This is a genomic window from Acidovorax sp. (assembly GCF_016783915.1).
In the GTDB taxonomy this organism is placed as follows: Bacteria; Pseudomonadota; Gammaproteobacteria; order Burkholderiales; family Burkholderiaceae_C; genus Acidovorax.
Window position 1 is genome coordinate 1 of sequence record NZ_JADHVT010000118.1, and the last position, 14794, is coordinate 14794.

A 14794-nucleotide genomic window follows, 5' to 3' on the forward strand; every position below is an offset into this window, starting at 1 on the left:
CTCCAGCTGATCGGCCAGCGGCTGCGCATAGGCGCTGCGGCACAGGGTCTTGATGTTCGCCATGGCCGTGTCAGGCCCGGTGGCCACCTGCGCGGCCAGGGCCACGGCCTGGGCCAGGGCCTCGCCGGGCTCAGCCAGGCGGTTGACGGGGCCCAGCGCATGGAGCCGCTCGCCGGAGATTCGTTCGCCCGTAAGGCACAGCTCGGTCAGCACCTGGCGCGACACGAACTCCGCCAGGAAGGCCGTGGCGCCGCCGTCGGGCGTGAGCCCTACTTTCACGTACGCCACAGAGAACACGGCATTGCGCGCAACCACCAGCATGTCGCAGGCCAGCGCGAGCGACAGGCCGGCGCCGGCGGCAGCGCCCTCCACCGCCGCAATCACCGGCTTGCGGCAATCGCGCACAGTGCGGATCAGGTCGTGCAGGCCTTCGAGCTTGGCGCGGCGCTCTTGCACCGGCAACTCACGCCGCTTGGCAAGCTGGCGCAGGTCGCCACCCGCGCAAAAATGCCCGCCCTCGCCCGTGAGCACGATGGCGCCCACGGTGGCGTCGGCCTCAGCCTGCGCCAGGGCTGCGGTCAGCGCCGCGTAGAACGCGGGCGACAGCGCATTGCGCGCAGCGGGGTTGTTGTTGGAGAGCACGAGCACCGCGCCCTCGCGGCGTTGCAGCAGAGGCAGTGGCTGCTCCATGGCTTCATCTCCGACCAAGTTCAATGAAGCGCGCGAGGTGATGGTCTTCATCGCCAAACTGGTGGTCCACCATGACCAGGCGCTTGGCGTAGTGCGACAGCGGCAGCTCCCACGTCATGCCGATGCCGCCATGCAGCTGGATGCTTTCTTCAGCCACCAGCGCGCCGATGCGCCCCATGGTCACCTTGGCGGCCGAGAGGGCGCGCTCGCGCTCAGTGCGGTCGGTGCTGTCCATGGCTGCCGCTGCGTTGATGACGGCCGAGCGCGCCTGCTCCACTTCGAGCAGCAAGTCCGCCATGCGATGCTGCAGGGCCTGGAAGCTGCCAATCGGCACGCCAAACTGCTTGCGCGTTTGCAGGTATTCCAGTGTGTGCTTCTTGGCCACGTCCATGGCACCCAGCGCTTCGGCACACACGGCCAGAATGCCCCAGCCCACGGCGTGTTCCAGCGTGGCAAAGCCCTGCCCTTCCGCGCCCAGCAGCGCGCCAGCGCCGACTTGTACGTTCTGCAGCGTGACTTCGGCCACGCGGCCGCCGTCAATGCGGCCCATGCCCCGGCCTGTGAGGCGTGCGGCATCAGCGGGGACGAGGAACAGCGAGATGCCGTCTTCATCGTCCACCGCGCCCGAGGTGCGCGCGCTCACCAGCAGCATCTGCGCCTGGTCGCCATGCAACACCACAGCCTTGTGGCCCGTCAGCAGCCAGCCGTCGCCATTGCGCACGGCGCGGGTGGTCACACGGTTCAGGGCGTAGTGCGCGCCCGACTCTTCGTGCGCCAGGGCCACCACGGTGCTGCCGTCGATGATGCTGGAGATATATTCTTTTTGCGCAGCGCTGCCCGCCAAGCCCAGTGCCCGGCCCACCACCAGCGCGCCCACAAACGGCTCCACCACCAGGCCTGCGCCCAGGGCTTCAAACACCACGGCCACGTCAAAGCCTGCGCCGCCAAAGCCGCCATCGGCTTCAGGGAACAGCGCGCCAATCGCGCCCAACTCGGCAAAGCGGCCCCACAGCGCCGGGTCCATGCCGGTGTCGCCATAGGCAATGTGGTTGCGCGTTTCAATGCCGTACTGCTCGGCCACAAAACGGTTCAGGGTGTCCGCCAGCATGCGGCGGTCTTCGGTATGTTCAAAGTTCATCGCGGCAACCTCACAAACCAAGGATCATTTTGGAAATGATGTTCTTCTGAATTTCATTGGAGCCGCCAAAGATCGACAGCTTGCGGTAGTTGAAGTAATTCGCGGCTGCCGTCGCTGCCTCCTTCGGCCCCACGGGTTCATCGGCATAGCCTTCGTACTGCGCTTCTTCGATGAAAGGCAGCGCATACGGACCCATCGCGCGACGGATGAGCGACAGGATTTCCTGGCGGATCTCGGTGCCACGGATCTTGAGCATGGAGCTTTCAGCCCCCGGCACTCCGCCACCCGCCACGGCGGCAATCACGCGCAGGTTGGTGGTCTTCATGTTCTCCAGATCAATCTCGACCTGGGCCATGCGGGCGGCAAACAGCGGGTCCTGGTCCAGCGGCTTGCCGTTTTTGATGACCTTGGCGGCAATCACCTGGAGCTTGGCCAGCGCGGCAATGCAAAAGCCCACACCCGCGATGCCGGTGCGCTCGTAGGTCAGCAGGTATTTGGCATACGTCCAGCCCTTGTTTTCCTCGCCCACCAGGTTTTCTACCGGCACCTTCACATCGGTGAAGAACACTTCGTTGACTTCCTTGTCGCCATCGAGCGTGCGGATGGGACGCAGCTCCACGCCGGGCGAGTTCATGTCCACCAGCAAGAAGCTGATGCCCGACTGGGCCTTGGCCTCGCGGTCGGTGCGCACCAAGCAGAAGATCATGTTGGCGTGCTGGCCCTGGGTGGTCCAGGTCTTCTGGCCGTTGACGATGTAGTGGTCACCCTGTCGTACCGCCGTAGTTTTCACAGAGGCCAGGTCCGAGCCCGCGCCGGGTTCGGAGTAGCCCTGGCACCACCAGTCCTCGCCGCTCAGAATGCGCGGCAGCCAGTATTTTTTCTGCGCCTCGTTACCAAACTTGATGAGCACCGGGCCCAGCATGTTCACGCCAAAGGGCACGATGCGCGGACCACCGGCCAGGGCGCATTCGGTGTCAAAAATGAACTTCTCGACCGCACCCCAGCCGGGGCCACCGTATTCCTTGGGCCAGTGGTTGGCCAGCCAGCCGCGCTCGTTCAGGATGGCGTGCCACTCGTCCTGGTCGGCCTTGGTCAGGCGCTGCCCGGCCTTGACCTTGGCGGCGATGCGCGCGGGCAGCTTGGCATTCAGAAAAGCCTGCACCTCGGCGCGGAAGGCTTCTTCTTGGGGGGTGAAATTCAGGTCCATATCGGGTCGCTTGCAGTTCAGGATTCGGTGGTGTTGCGCAGGGTCAGAAAATTTCGAACAAGCCCGCGGCGCCCATGCCACCCGCAATGCACATCGTCACCACGCCGTACTTGGCCTTGCGGCGGCGGCCTTCAAGCAGCAGGTGGCCCACCAGGCGTGCGCCGGTCATGCCGAACGGGTGGCCGATGGCAATCGCGCCGCCGTTCACGTTCAGCCGCTCGGACGGGATGCCCAGGCGACGCTGGCAGTACAGGGCCTGCGAGGCAAACGCCTCGTTCATCTCCCACAGGTCGATGTCCTGCACCGTGAGGCCATGGCGCGCCAGCAGCTTGGGCACCGCAAACACGGGGCCGATGCCCATCTCGTCCGGCTCACAACCGGCCACCGCAAAGCCACGGAAAGCACCCAGCGGCTGCAGGCCACGGCGCTCGGCTTCTTTCGCCTCCATGAGCACGCAGGCGCTCGACCCATCCGACAGTTGCGAGGCATTGCCTGCGGTGATGAACTGGCCCGGGCCCTTCACGGGCTCGAGCTTGGCCAGGCCTTCGAGCGTGGTGCTGGCGCGGTTGCAGTTGTCGTGCGTGGCCGTCACTTCGCGGTAGGTGACCTCACCGGTCTCCTTGTTCTTTTCCATCATGCGCGTGGTGCAGGGCACGATCTCGTCGGCAAACACGCCGGCCTGCTGCGCGGCGGCAGTGCGCTGCTGGCTTTGCAGCGAGAACGCGTCCTGGTCTTCGCGGCTGATGCCATAACGGTGGGCCACGATGTCGGCCGTGTCGATCATGGCCATGTACAGCGCAGGCTTGTGCTCCTGCAGCCAGGGGTCGATGTCGCCCGGCAAGCCGGGGCGGATGGCGGAGATGCTCTCCACCCCGCCCGCCGCCATGGCAGGCACGCCTTCGGCCACGATGCGGCCTGCCGCGATGGCCACCGACTGCAGACCCGACGCGCAGAAGCGGCTGGCCACCATGCCTGCCACCGACAGCGGCAAGCCGGCGCGCAAGGCCGCCTGTCGGCCGATGTTCTTGCCGGTGATGCCCTCGGGGTAGCCGCAACCCATCACCAGGTCTTCGATCAGTTCGGGCTCGATGCCCGAGCGCTCCACGGCCGCCTTGACGGAAAAGGCCGCCAACTGCGGGCCGGGCGTGGCATTGAACTCACCCCGGTGCGACTTGGTCAGCGGGGTGCGGGCGGTAGAAACGATAACGGCTTCACGCATGATTTGCTCCTGATTTAATAGCTGCTAGCGCATATATTGATTGCGCTACCGGCCGGAATGATTCAATAACGGGTGCTGACAGCGGCACAGTGCGTTCAGCGCTGTGCCTGGAGCACAAACGTGTTCAGCCAGCCGTGTTCAGGCTGTCGAAGTTGCGACCCTCGGCCACCAGCTTTTCGAGCAGCGGCGCGGGCTGCCAGAACAGCGGGTCTTCCTTGGCGAACTCGCGGATGTCGGCCAGCACCTTGGGGAGGCCCGTCATGTCCGCCCACTTCATGGGGCCACCACGGTGGCGCGGAAAGCCGTAGCCCGCCACAAAGGTCACGTCCACATCCAGCGGGCGCAGGGCAATGCCTTCGGCCACCACCTTGGCACCTTCGTTGACCATGGCGGCCATATAGCGGCGCATGATTTCGTCGGCGCTGAAGCTGCGGGGTGTGACGCCTTTCTTGGCGCGCTCGGCATCCACGATGGCCAGCACTTCAGGGTCGGGCTGACCCACGCGAGCACCGTCGGGGTAGAGGTAAAAGCCGCGCCCCGTCTTTTGCCCGAACCAGCCGCGCTCGCAGATGCGGTCGGCAATCTCCACGTAGCGCGCCTTGGGGTCGCGCGTGGCGGCACGGCGCTTGCGCGTGGCCCAGCCGATGTCGCCACCGGCGAGGTCCGTCACCTGGAAAGGCCCCATGGCAAAGCCAAAGCCGCGCACGGCCGCGTCGATTTCGTAGGGGCTCGCGCCGTCTTCGAGCAGGTAGTCGGCCGCCTGCTTGTACACGGCCAGAATGCGGTTGCCAATGAAGCCGTCGCACACCCCGGCGCGCACTGGCACTTTCTTGAGCTTGCGCGCCAGCTCGAACGCCGTGGCCACCACTTCGGGCGCCGCCTTGGCGGGCACCACGATCTCCAGCAGCTTCATGATGTTGGCGGGGCTGAAGAAGTGCAGGCCGATCACGTCCTGGGTACGGCTGATGGATGCTGCGATGGCGTCGATGTCGAGGTAGGAGGTGTTGGTGGCTAGCACGGCGCCGGGTTTGCACACGCGGTCCAGCTCGCGGAACACGGCCTTCTTCACTTCGATGTCTTCAAACACGGCCTCGATCACCAGGTCCACCTGGGCGATGTCGGCGTAGTCGGTGCTGCCGGTGTAGAGCGCCATCACGGCGGACTGGGCAGCTTCGGTCATGCGGCCCTTGGCCACCAGGGCGGTGTAGACCTTTTCCACATTGGCACGGCCCCGGGCAATGGACTCGGCGTCGCGCTCAATCATGGTCACGGGCAGACCCGCATCCAGCGCGGCTACGGCAATGCCCGCGCCCATGGTGCCGCCGCCGATGACGGCAATGCTGGCCACGGGGCGCGGCTGTGCGGCCTGGGCTTCGGGCACCTTGACGACCTCGCGTTCGGCAAAAAAGGCGTGGATCAGGCCGGCGCGCTGCGGGCTGTCCAGGCACTCCATGAACAGTGCGCGTTCGCGCGTCAGGCCGTCGTCAAACGGCAGCTGCACGGCGGCCCGCACGCATTCGATGATCTTGAGCGGAGAGAACAGGCCGCGCGCCTTTTTGGCGGTCTCGGCCTTTTGCTCTTCCAGCCACGCCAGCGCCGCCTGCGGATCAGAAATCGTCAGATCGCGCGTGCGGCGCACGGGGGCCTGGGCCGCCATTAGCTCGCGCACGTAGCCAAGGCCCGCCGCCAGCGGGACGGTGCTCTCCACCAGCTTGTCGACCAGGCCGGCCTGCAGCGCCGCCTGGGCCTTGAGGTGCTGGCCGCTGAGCATCATGGCCGTGGCCGCCTGCACGCCCATCAGGCGCGGCGCGCGCTGCGTGCCGCCCGAACCGGGCAGCAGGCCCAGGTTCACTTCGGGCAGGCCCAGCGTGGCCGCAGGCAATGCCAGGCGGTAGTGGGCCGACAGCGCCACCTCCAGCCCACCGCCCAGGGCCGCGCCGTGCAGCACGGCGACCACGGGCTTGCTGGAGCCTTCGATGGCGCGGCAAACCTCGGGCAGCAGCGGGGCGACTGGCGGCTTGCCAAATTCACGGATATCTGCCCCGGCATTGAAGGCCTTGCCGGCACCCACCAGCAGCACGGCGGCCACGGCAGCATCGGCCTGCGCCTGCTGCATCGCCGCCAGCAGGCCCTGGCGCACGGCGGCGCCCAAGGCGTTCACCGGCGGGTTGTCGATCGTGACGACCAGAACATCGCCATGCAGCGCGGTAGTGACAACGGAAGATGCGGGAATGGCGGCGCCCATGCGGGGAAGTCTCCTGGTCAGTGGCTAGTGCCGGTTGATGACCCGGTGATTGTTGATGCGTGAAGTTATCTTGACAATTACATAGTGCATTGACAGACTGTCAAAAGACTTTTGACAAACTACCGCAAACAGGCGCTTTCACCCTGCCATCGCTATGGAACTCACATCCCTCACCGTACTGGTCGACATCCTCGATGCTGGCAACCTCAGCCAGGCCGCGCGCAACCTGAAGATGACGCGGGCCAACGTGAGCTACCACCTGCACCAGCTGGAAAAGTCGGTGGGCGTGCAACTGGTGCGCCGGACCACGCGCCGGGTGGAGCCCACCGAGGTGGGCCTTCGCCTGTACGCGCACGGCCGCGCCATCCAGAACGAGATGCTCGCCGCGCGCGAGACCATTGCCACCCTGGGCCAGGGCCTGCAAGGGCGCGTGGGCCTGAGCGTGCCCAGCGGCTACGGGCAAATGGTCATGTCCGACTGGATGATCGACTTCAAGCGGCTGTACCCCGGCATCGTGCTCGACGTGCGCTTTGAAAACCGGGTGGACGACCTGATCCGCGACGAGGTGGACATCGCCATCCGCGTGATGCCAGAGCCGCCGCCCACCTTGGTCGCGCGCGACCTGGGAAGCGTGAAATACATCGCGTGCGCCTCTCGCGAATACGCAACAGTGCATGGGCTTCCCCAAAGCTTCGAAGCGCTGCGGGCCGCGCCAGTGATCACCTCGGGCGTGGTAGGCAAGCAGCTGCGCCTGCGCGGCTACCGGGGCGACGAGCGCCAGGAGGTGTTGCTGGAGCCCACCATCATCTCGGAGCACTTTCCCTTCCTGCGCCAGGGCATCCTGGCCGGTCTGGGTGTGGGGTTGGTGCCCGACTACGTGGTGCAGGACGCCGTGACCAGCGGTGAGGTGCTGACCACACTGGACGACTGGCGACTGAGCATTTTTGGCACGCAGATGTTCATGCTCTACATGCCCAACCGCCACCAGACGCGGGCAGTACGCACCTGCATTGACTACCTGCTGGGGCGGGCGCTGCCGGGGGCAGCGGAAGGCGGTGCGGCAGGCGCGCACGGCCTGCAGCCCTCACCCGTCACTTTGCCCATCGACTGATTCGCCATTGCACATCGGCCACGCCGTTCAAGCCGCGCCTGCCACAGCCTTGCGCGGCGCTTGGACAAGCTCAGCGTGGACGGGCTGATGTTGTTGAAAGGTCGATCAGCCGGACCAGACGAGCCAACACAAGCCACAGAGCCAAGAGCGCAAGGGTCAGACGATCTGTCAGTTGGGGCCGTTGAAACTGCGCGTGCTGTACAACTCGGTTGGCAGACGCCTGAGTACCGGCAACCCGGTGGCCGGGTCCTTGCCCTGCTTTTCGATGTAGCTGAAGAACACGTCTGCATCCAGCACGCCAATGTCCAGGCGGCGCGCGGCAGGCACAGCGGCCAGGGTCTTGTAGCCGTCGCCGCCGGTGGCATTGAAGCTCAACACAAACAGCTTGTAGGACTTGCCCACATCCAGAGCGCCCCAGGCGCCGGTGGCGGGGTTGCGCACTTCGATGTTGCTGACGCGCTGGCCGAAGGTGGCCTTGGCATTGACGTCATAGCGCAAACCGCCGGTGTAGGGATACGGGCCGGTGGACCCACCCGCGCCGTAGACAGCCTCCAGGCCGTCTTCAAGCATGCCCTTGACCTCCTGGCCCGTGATGTCCAGGCGGAACAGCATGTTGCCAAACGGCAGCACCTGAATCACCTGCGCAGCAGACACGGTGCCCTGCAGCGGGATGCGTACGCCACCGCCGCTTTGCAGGGTGATGTCCGCACCGCCATATTTCTGGTTGGCCACATCCAGATAGGCCTCGGCCACCAGCTGCTGGATGTCACCGCCGCGCAGGCTCACGCGGCCTTCGGCATTGCAGGCCGCGCTGGAGCGGCTGTAGTCCACCGAACCCACACCGCCCGGCACGCGGCGCGAGCACAGCTCTTGCGGCACCACGGCGACCTGGGTCTGATTGAAAACGGCGACGCGGTCCTTGAAGGGCTGCAGCACGCTGGTCGCAGCGGGCGCCGGCGAGGTGATGCGCAGTACACCTGAAGCGGCCGCACTGGCTTTGAGCGCCGCCTTTTCAGCATCGGTGGCCGCCTTGCCGCCAATGGTGAAGTTGTCGCCAATCAGCACGTGGGGCGTGCCTGCGCACTGGGTGACCTCGCCCTGGGCGTTGAAGCTGACCTTGAGTTCGCCCACCGCCTGCGCGTATTCCCACGCCTGCACCACGCAAACAGGCTTGCCGTCTTTGTCGGTAATGCGGGTGGGGTAAGCGCCCGCGGGCGAGCCCACTCCTGTGGTGGTCAGCGTGTTGGGGCCCAGCAGGGTGTGCGAGTCGCCGCCCACCACCACGTCCACACCCGACAGGCGCGCGGCCACCTGCTTGTCGTAGTCGTAGCCGATGTGGCTGAGCACAATGATCTTGTCGATGCCTTTGGCGCGCAGTGCGTCGATCTCGCGCTGGGCCGCGACGGTTTCGTCCTGAAAGGTGGTGTCTGCGTCGGGACTGGACGAGGCCTTGGTCTTTTGCGCAATGGTCAGGCCCACGATGCCGATCTTTTGCCCGTCGCGCTCGACCACGGTAGAAGGGCTGACGTAGCCTGGTGCGCGCGTGGCGTTGAGCGCCGAAGCGGCGCCAAACTGCACGTTGGCACTGAGGATCGGGGTCTTGCAGGTGCCTTTGCGCATCAGGTCCAAAAAGCCCTTGAGGCCGCTGTCGCCCTTGTCAAACTCGTGATTGCCCAGCGTGAAAGCGTCGAAACACACGGTGTTGATCATCGCGGCGTCGGCCTCGCCGTCGGCCCCGGCGCGGTTGAAGTACAGCGTGCCGGTCAGCGCATCGCCCGCGTGCAGCTTGAGCACATGGGGGGACCTGGCTGCCAACTCGGCAATCGCAGCCGCCACGCGCGGAAAGCCACCGGCGTCCACCGCCACGTCCACTGCAGCGGCGCCGCCCGCAGACAGCTTGAGGGTTTTGGACTTGGATTCCAGCGTGGAATGGTGGTCGTTGATGTGCAGGATGGTCAGCTCCAGGGGCTTGCCCTGTTCGCCGCTGTCTGACCCGCCGCACGCTGCCAATGCGCTGGCTACCGCCAGCGCCAGCAGTCCCGCGCGCACGCGGCGCATCTTGGATTCCCACCCACTGATCCTCATGTTTGACCCCTGTGACTGTTGTTTCGCAAAAGCCTGTAGGGTGGTGAGGCTGCGTGACAGGGGCATGAAAAACCCGAGCGCAGCTTGGCATCACAAAAACGCCACAGGCTCCATCAAGGAGCCTGTGGCGTGTCTGTGAATGGGCCAGTTGGGCCCGCCTCCACTGCCCCGTAAACAGGCGGCAGGGTCAATACAAGAGCCAAATATGCCTCTAGCGCCTATCCAGCAAGCGCAAGCAGCTATATTTTTAGGAGTAATGCGTCAAATCCGGCCTTCTTCAACCGCATGACAAGCGATGCGGATGCCGCCAATGCTCTTGAGCTGGGGGCGTTCGGTGCGGCAACGGTCATTGACATGCGGGCAGCGCGGGTTGAAGGCGCAGCCGGGCGGCGGGTTCAACGGGTTGGGCACCTCGCCCTGCACAGGGGTGCGGGCCTTGCCGGTGTCGTGCATCTTGGGGATGGCATCGAGCAGCATGCGCGTGTAGGGGTGACGCGGGGTGTCAAACAGCGTGTGCTTGTCGGCCAGCTCTACCAGGCGGCCCAGGTACATCACACCGACCTGGTCGCTCACGTGGCGCACCACGGCCAGGTTGTGGCTGATGAACAGGTAGGTGAGCTGCCGTTCGCGCTGCAGGTCCTTCATGATGTTGAGGACCTGGGCCTGCACCGACACATCGAGTGCGCTGGTGGGCTCGTCGCACACCAGGAACTCGGGTTCGGTGGCAAGGGCGCGTGCAATCGAGATGCGTTGGCGCTGCCCACCGGAGAACTGGTGCGGGTACTTGACCATATCGAGAGGCGACAGGCCCACCGATTGCAGCAGTTCGCCCACACGTTGCTTGAGCTGCTCCTTGTCGGTGATGAGCCCATGCTCCTTGAGCGGCTCTCCGATGATGTCCTCCACCAGCCAGCGCGGATTCAGGCTGGCGTACGGGTCCTGGAAGATCATCTGGATGCGGCGGCGCATGGCCTTGGCATCGTTGCCCTTGAAGGCAGCATGGGCGTCCTGGTTGTCGAAGGTGAGGCCGCCACGCGTGGGCTCGTACAAGCCCACCAGCAGGCGGGCCACGGTGCTCTTGCCGCAGCCGGATTCGCCCACCAGGGCCAGTGTCTTGCCCTTCTCGATCTCGAAGCTCACGCCGTCCACCGCATGCAGCAGAGTGCGGGGCTTGCGCTCGATCACGCGGTTGAGCCACGGGGCAGAGACGTCAAAGGTCTTGGCCAGGTCGTGCGCCTGCACCAAGGCCTTGCTTTTCGTTGCGGCGGCGCTCATGCGGTCACCTCGGCGCGGGTCGTGGCGCCAGCGTGCAGCCAGCAGGCAGCGCGGGTGGCGCCGGCATCCATCAGGTCGGGGCGGTCGGTCATGCAGCGGTCAAAGGTCTTGGGGCAGCGGGGGTTGTAGGCACAGCCCTTGGGGATGGCGTTGAGGCGTGGCATGGCGCCGTCGATCTGGTTCAAACGTTCACGGTCCATCGTCATGTCGGGGATGGAGGCCATGAGACCGCTGGTGTAGGGGTGCGACGGCTTGTTGATCACGTCATGCACCGGGCCGATCTCGGCCACGCGACCGGCGTACAGCACAGCCACGCGATCACAGGTTTCGGCAATCACGCCCATGTCGTGGGTGATCAGCATCACGGCTGCACCGCGCGATTTGCAGATGTTCTTGAGCAGCGTGATGATCTGCGCCTGGATGGACACATCCAGCGCCGTTGTCGGCTCGTCGGCCACGATGAGTTTGGGCTCGGCCGCCAAGGCCAGGGCGATCACCACACGCTGGCGCATTCCGCCGGAAAACTGGTGCGGATAGTGGTCGATGCGCTCTTCAGCTGCCGGAATGCCGGTGTCCTTGAGCAACTGGATGGCGCGCTGGCGGGCCTCGGCGGCGTTGACCGGCAGGTGCGCCAGGATGGTTTCAGTGAGCTGTCGGCCCACCGTGTACAGCGGGTTCAGCGAGGTCAGCGGGTCCTGAAAGATGGCGCCAATGCGGCGGCCGCGGATGTGGCGCATTTCCTCATTGCTGAGGTTGTCGATGCGCTGGCCCTCCAGCAGGATCTGGCCCGAGGCCACACGGCCCGGCGGCTCCAGCAGGCCGATGATGGCCGCGCCGGTGAGTGACTTGCCGGCGCCGGACTCCCCCACCACGCCCAGGATCTCGCCGGGAGCAATGGAGAAGGAAATGTCGTCCAGGGCGCGCAGGGTACCGCGGCGGCCCGGGAATTCGACAACGAGGTTTTTGACTTCGAGAAGGCTCATGGAGATATCGCTTTTCTTGTTCTTGTTGTGGCTCAACGCAGGCGCGGGTTCAGGGCATCGCGCAGCCAGTCGCCCAGCAGGTTGACCGACAGCGCAATCAGCACCAGCATGGCACCAGGGAACACGGTGATCCACCATTCGCCCGAGAACAGGTAGTCGTTGCCGATGCGGATCAGCGTGCCCAGCGAGGGCGAAGTGGGCGGAGCGCCCACACCCAGGAAGGACAGCGTGGCTTCGGTGATGATGGCCGTGGCCACCTGGATGGTGGCCAGCACCAGCACGGGCCCCATCACGTTGGGCAGCACATGCTTGCGCATGATGCGCAGCGGTGGGACCCCCGTCACTCGGGCCGCTTGCACGTATTCCTTGTTGCGCTCCACCAGCGTGGAGCCGCGCACCGTGCGGGCATATTGCACCCAGCCGGTGAGGGAGATGGAGAGGATCAGCACCCCGAACGCCAGCGACTCGTGCGCATTGGGAAACAGCGCACGGCCCACGCCAGCAATCAGCAGCGCGACCAGGATGGCAGGAAAGGAGAGCATCACATCGCACAGGCGCATGAGCACAGCATCCACCCAGCCGCCCCGGAAACCGGCCAGCAGGCCGAAGGCCACACCCACCACCACGGAGAGCAGCACCGAGGCAATGCCGACCACGAGGGAGATGCGCGCACCGTAGATCAGCGCGGACAGGATGTCACGGCCCTGGTCATCGGTGCCCAGGGGGTATTTCATGGAGCCCATTTCGCTCCACGCCGGGGGCAGCCGCGCGTCGCTCAGCTCCAGCGTGGTGAGGTCGAACGGGTTGTGGGGCGCCACCCATCCGGCGAACACCGAACAGAACAGGCAAATCAGCGCAATGGCGGCGGCCAGCATGGCGACCGGCGATGTGCGGAAGCTGTAGCCAACGTCGCTGTCGAACCAGCGGGCAAGGGTAGTTTTCATTGTGGGAAACCAATCAACAGGCAACAACACGCGCAACGGGTAGCTGCGGGTGTTGTTGCGGGCTTGAATCAGCCGATGGCGTTGTCGTTGTTGTAGTCGTCGTATCGATCAGGCGGGAACAAGCAGGATTACTTGCTCACGGTGATCCACTTGAAAGGCATGTAGTTGTCGGCCATCTGCACCAGCTTGACCTTCTTGCTCACCCCCCAGGCCAGCGCCTGCTGGTGCAGCGGCAGGTGCCCCACGTCGGCGGTGTGCACATCGAAGGCTTCCTTGATCATGGCATCGCGCTTGGGCTTGTCGGTCTCGACCAGGATCTTCTTGGTCAGTTCGTCCAGCTTGGGGTTGCAATACGCACCCAGGTTGAACTGGCCCGCTCCGGTCTTGTCGTCGGGGCAGATCATCAGCGCATTCAGGGCGTTGTGCGAGTCGTAGGTGGTGGGGGTCCAGCCCAGCATGTAGAAGCTCGTGTCACGGCGCAGCACCTTGGGGAAGTACGTGCCCTTGGTCTCGGCCGCGAGGTTGATCTTGACGTTGATGCGCGACAGGTTGGCAGCCACCGTCTGGCAGATGCGGCCGTCGTTCACGTAGCGATCGTTGGGACAGTTCATGGTGACTTCAAAGCCGTTGGGGTAACCGGCTTCAACCATCAGCTTCTTGGCGGCTTCGACGTCATAGGGCAGGCGCTTGACATCCGGCTGGAAGCCGTTGATGCCGGGGCCCACCATCAGCGCGGAGGGGTTGGAGGCGCCGCGCATCACGGTCTTCTTGATGCCTTCGATGTCGATGGCCTGGTAGAAGGCCTGGCGCACGCGCTTGTCCTTGAAGGGGTTCTTGCCCTTGACGTTGGAGTACAGCAGCTCGTCGCGCTTCTGGTCCATGCCCAGGAAGATGGTGCGCAGCTCAGGACCAGTGATGGCGCGGGCATTGGCGCTGCCGTTGATACGCTCGATGTCCTGCACGGGCACAGGCTCCATCACGTCCACTTCGCCCGACAGCAGGGCCGCCACGCGCGTGGCATCGTTGCCGATGGGCGTGAACACAACTTCGGTGGCGTTGCCTTCGATCTTGTCCCAGTAAGCGCCATTGCGCACGAACACCGTGCGCACGTTCGGCTGGCGCTCACGCAGGCGGAAGGGGCCGGTGCCATTGGCGCGGAACGACGCCGCGTTCTCGATGCCCTTGCGGCGGTCTACCGGGGTTGTGGCCTGATTGGTCTCGCACCACTTCTTGCTCATGATGTAGGACGTGGTGATCACGTCCGGCAGGATGGGCTGGGGAGCCATGGTGTCGATCTCGACCGTGTGGTCGTCGATCTTGCGCACCTGCTTGATGTCGCTGTTGGTGGCCTTCATGTCAGAGCCATCGCCCTTCATGCGGGCGAAGCTAAACACCACATCGTCGGCCGTGAACGGCGTGCCGTCGTGGAATTGCACACCCTTGCGCAGTTCGAAGCGCCACACGGTGGGGGCAATCTGCTTCCAGCTGGTAGCCAATGCGGGCGCAAGGCTCAGGTCCTTGTTGCGGCCCACCAGCGGTTCGTAAACGTTGCTGGTCACGCTCAGCTGTAGCGACTCGTTGAGTGAGTGCGGGTCCATCGACAGGGCATCGCCCTGGTTGGCGATGCGAACGGTCTGTGCCTGAGCTACCAAACTCGTCGCAGCCAGCGCAGCGAAGAGAGCGGTCACAGCGACTTTTTTCTGGAATTTCATGGAAATCTCCTGGTAGTGAAAGGGTGGGATGGAAGGGTACGAAGACTTCCGGTGGGTGAGCGGTGTGTGCGTGGAGAAGTCAGACGCCCGCGCCTGATCAGAGCGCGGGCAGCGGCATGGCCTGCTCGATCAGGCTGGCATGCAGCGCAGCGCCCAGCGGCAGGATGTCATCGTTAAAGTCATAC

Annotated in this window: 11 protein-coding genes; 1 reads left to right on the plus strand and 10 read right to left on the minus strand. The window is 65.0% G+C overall.

Going from position 1 to position 14794, the window contains the following annotated elements; genetic code table 11:
• From ISS20_RS18195 to ISS20_RS18215, 5 genes are all read right to left on the minus strand, one after another.
• Positions 1–690 (minus strand): oxepin-CoA hydrolase, alternative type (locus ISS20_RS18195; RefSeq protein ID WP_291438333.1); only part of this gene is annotated, 690 nt, incomplete at its 3' end.
• A 4-nt stretch (positions 691–694) separates the two neighbouring features.
• The gene (locus tag ISS20_RS18200; protein WP_291438334.1) at positions 695–1828 is read right to left on the minus strand and encodes an acyl-CoA dehydrogenase family protein; all 1134 of its coding nucleotides are present in this window, start codon (positions 1826–1828) and stop codon (positions 695–697) included.
• 10 nt (positions 1829–1838) lie between these two features.
• Entirely contained in the window at positions 1839–3035 is a 1197-nt protein-coding gene (locus ISS20_RS18205; RefSeq protein WP_291438335.1) for an acyl-CoA dehydrogenase family protein, read from the minus strand.
• Between the two features lie 43 nt (positions 3036–3078).
• The gene (locus ISS20_RS18210; protein WP_291438336.1) at positions 3079–4254 is read right to left on the minus strand and encodes an acetyl-CoA C-acyltransferase; all 1176 of its coding nucleotides are present in this window, start codon (positions 4252–4254) and stop codon (positions 3079–3081) included.
• A gap of 124 nt (positions 4255–4378) precedes the next feature.
• Positions 4379–6499, minus strand: a complete 2121-nt coding sequence (locus ISS20_RS18215; RefSeq protein ID WP_291438337.1) for a 3-hydroxyacyl-CoA dehydrogenase NAD-binding domain-containing protein — start codon at positions 6497–6499, stop codon at positions 4379–4381.
• 154 nt (positions 6500–6653) lie between these two features.
• Between ISS20_RS18215 and ISS20_RS18220 the strand changes: the two genes are divergently transcribed.
• Complete coding sequence (locus ISS20_RS18220; RefSeq protein WP_291438338.1) at positions 6654–7610, plus strand: LysR family transcriptional regulator; 957 nt, start codon at positions 6654–6656, stop codon at positions 7608–7610.
• Positions 7611–7778: 168 nt separating this feature from the next.
• Here ISS20_RS18220 and ISS20_RS18225 read toward each other — a convergent pair whose 3' ends face one another.
• The 5 genes from ISS20_RS18225 to ISS20_RS18245 all read right to left on the minus strand — a co-directional run bounded on the left by ISS20_RS18225 (position 7779) and on the right by ISS20_RS18245 (position 14609).
• Positions 7779–9695: a 5'-nucleotidase C-terminal domain-containing protein gene (locus ISS20_RS18225; protein ID WP_291438339.1), complete on the minus strand. Its 1917-nt coding sequence runs from the start codon at positions 9693–9695 to the stop codon at positions 7779–7781.
• A 261-nt stretch (positions 9696–9956) separates the two neighbouring features.
• Positions 9957–10970 carry an ABC transporter ATP-binding protein gene (locus ISS20_RS18230; RefSeq protein WP_291438340.1) on the minus strand — a complete coding sequence of 338 codons (1014 nt, stop codon included), beginning with the start codon at positions 10968–10970 and terminating at the stop codon, positions 9957–9959.
• Positions 10967–11953: an ABC transporter ATP-binding protein gene (locus tag ISS20_RS18235; protein WP_108626573.1), complete on the minus strand. Its 987-nt coding sequence runs from the start codon at positions 11951–11953 to the stop codon at positions 10967–10969. Before ISS20_RS18235 ends, ISS20_RS18230 begins: the two co-directional genes overlap by 4 nt.
• 32 nt (positions 11954–11985) lie before the next feature.
• Positions 11986–12897, minus strand: coding sequence for an ABC transporter permease (locus ISS20_RS18240; protein ID WP_056059141.1), 912 nt, complete (start codon positions 12895–12897; stop codon positions 11986–11988).
• A 128-nt stretch (positions 12898–13025) separates the two neighbouring features.
• The gene (locus tag ISS20_RS18245) at positions 13026–14609 is read right to left on the minus strand and encodes an ABC transporter substrate-binding protein (RefSeq protein ID WP_056059145.1); all 1584 of its coding nucleotides are present in this window, start codon (positions 14607–14609) and stop codon (positions 13026–13028) included.
• Positions 14610–14794 lie beyond the last annotated feature (185 nt).

What these genes read in the sequence shown, in the direction of transcription:
- ISS20_RS18200 (WP_291438334.1), bottom strand. Translation starts at nt 1,828, where the DNA reads ATGAACTTTGAACATACCGAAGACCGCCGCATGCTGGCGGACACCCTG.
- ISS20_RS18205 (WP_291438335.1), bottom strand. Translation starts at nt 3,035, where the DNA reads ATGGACCTGAATTTCACCCCCCAAGAAGAAGCCTTCCGCGCCGAGGTG.
- ISS20_RS18210 (WP_291438336.1), bottom strand. Translation starts at nt 4,254, where the DNA reads ATGCGTGAAGCCGTTATCGTTTCTACCGCCCGCACCCCGCTGACCAAG.
- ISS20_RS18215 (WP_291438337.1), bottom strand. Translation starts at nt 6,499, where the DNA reads ATGGGCGCCGCCATTCCCGCATCTTCCGTTGTCACTACCGCGCTGCAT.
- ISS20_RS18220 (WP_291438338.1), top strand. Translation starts at nt 6,654, where the DNA reads ATGGAACTCACATCCCTCACCGTACTGGTCGACATCCTCGATGCTGGC.
- ISS20_RS18225 (WP_291438339.1), bottom strand. Translation starts at nt 9,695, where the DNA reads ATGAGGATCAGTGGGTGGGAATCCAAGATGCGCCGCGTGCGCGCGGGA.
- ISS20_RS18230 (WP_291438340.1), bottom strand. Translation starts at nt 10,970, where the DNA reads ATGAGCGCCGCCGCAACGAAAAGCAAGGCCTTGGTGCAGGCGCACGAC.
- ISS20_RS18235 (WP_108626573.1), bottom strand. Translation starts at nt 11,953, where the DNA reads ATGAGCCTTCTCGAAGTCAAAAACCTCGTTGTCGAATTCCCGGGCCGC.
- ISS20_RS18240 (WP_056059141.1), bottom strand. Translation starts at nt 12,897, where the DNA reads ATGAAAACTACCCTTGCCCGCTGGTTCGACAGCGACGTTGGCTACAGC.
- ISS20_RS18245 (WP_056059145.1), bottom strand. Translation starts at nt 14,609, where the DNA reads ATGAAATTCCAGAAAAAAGTCGCTGTGACCGCTCTCTTCGCTGCGCTG.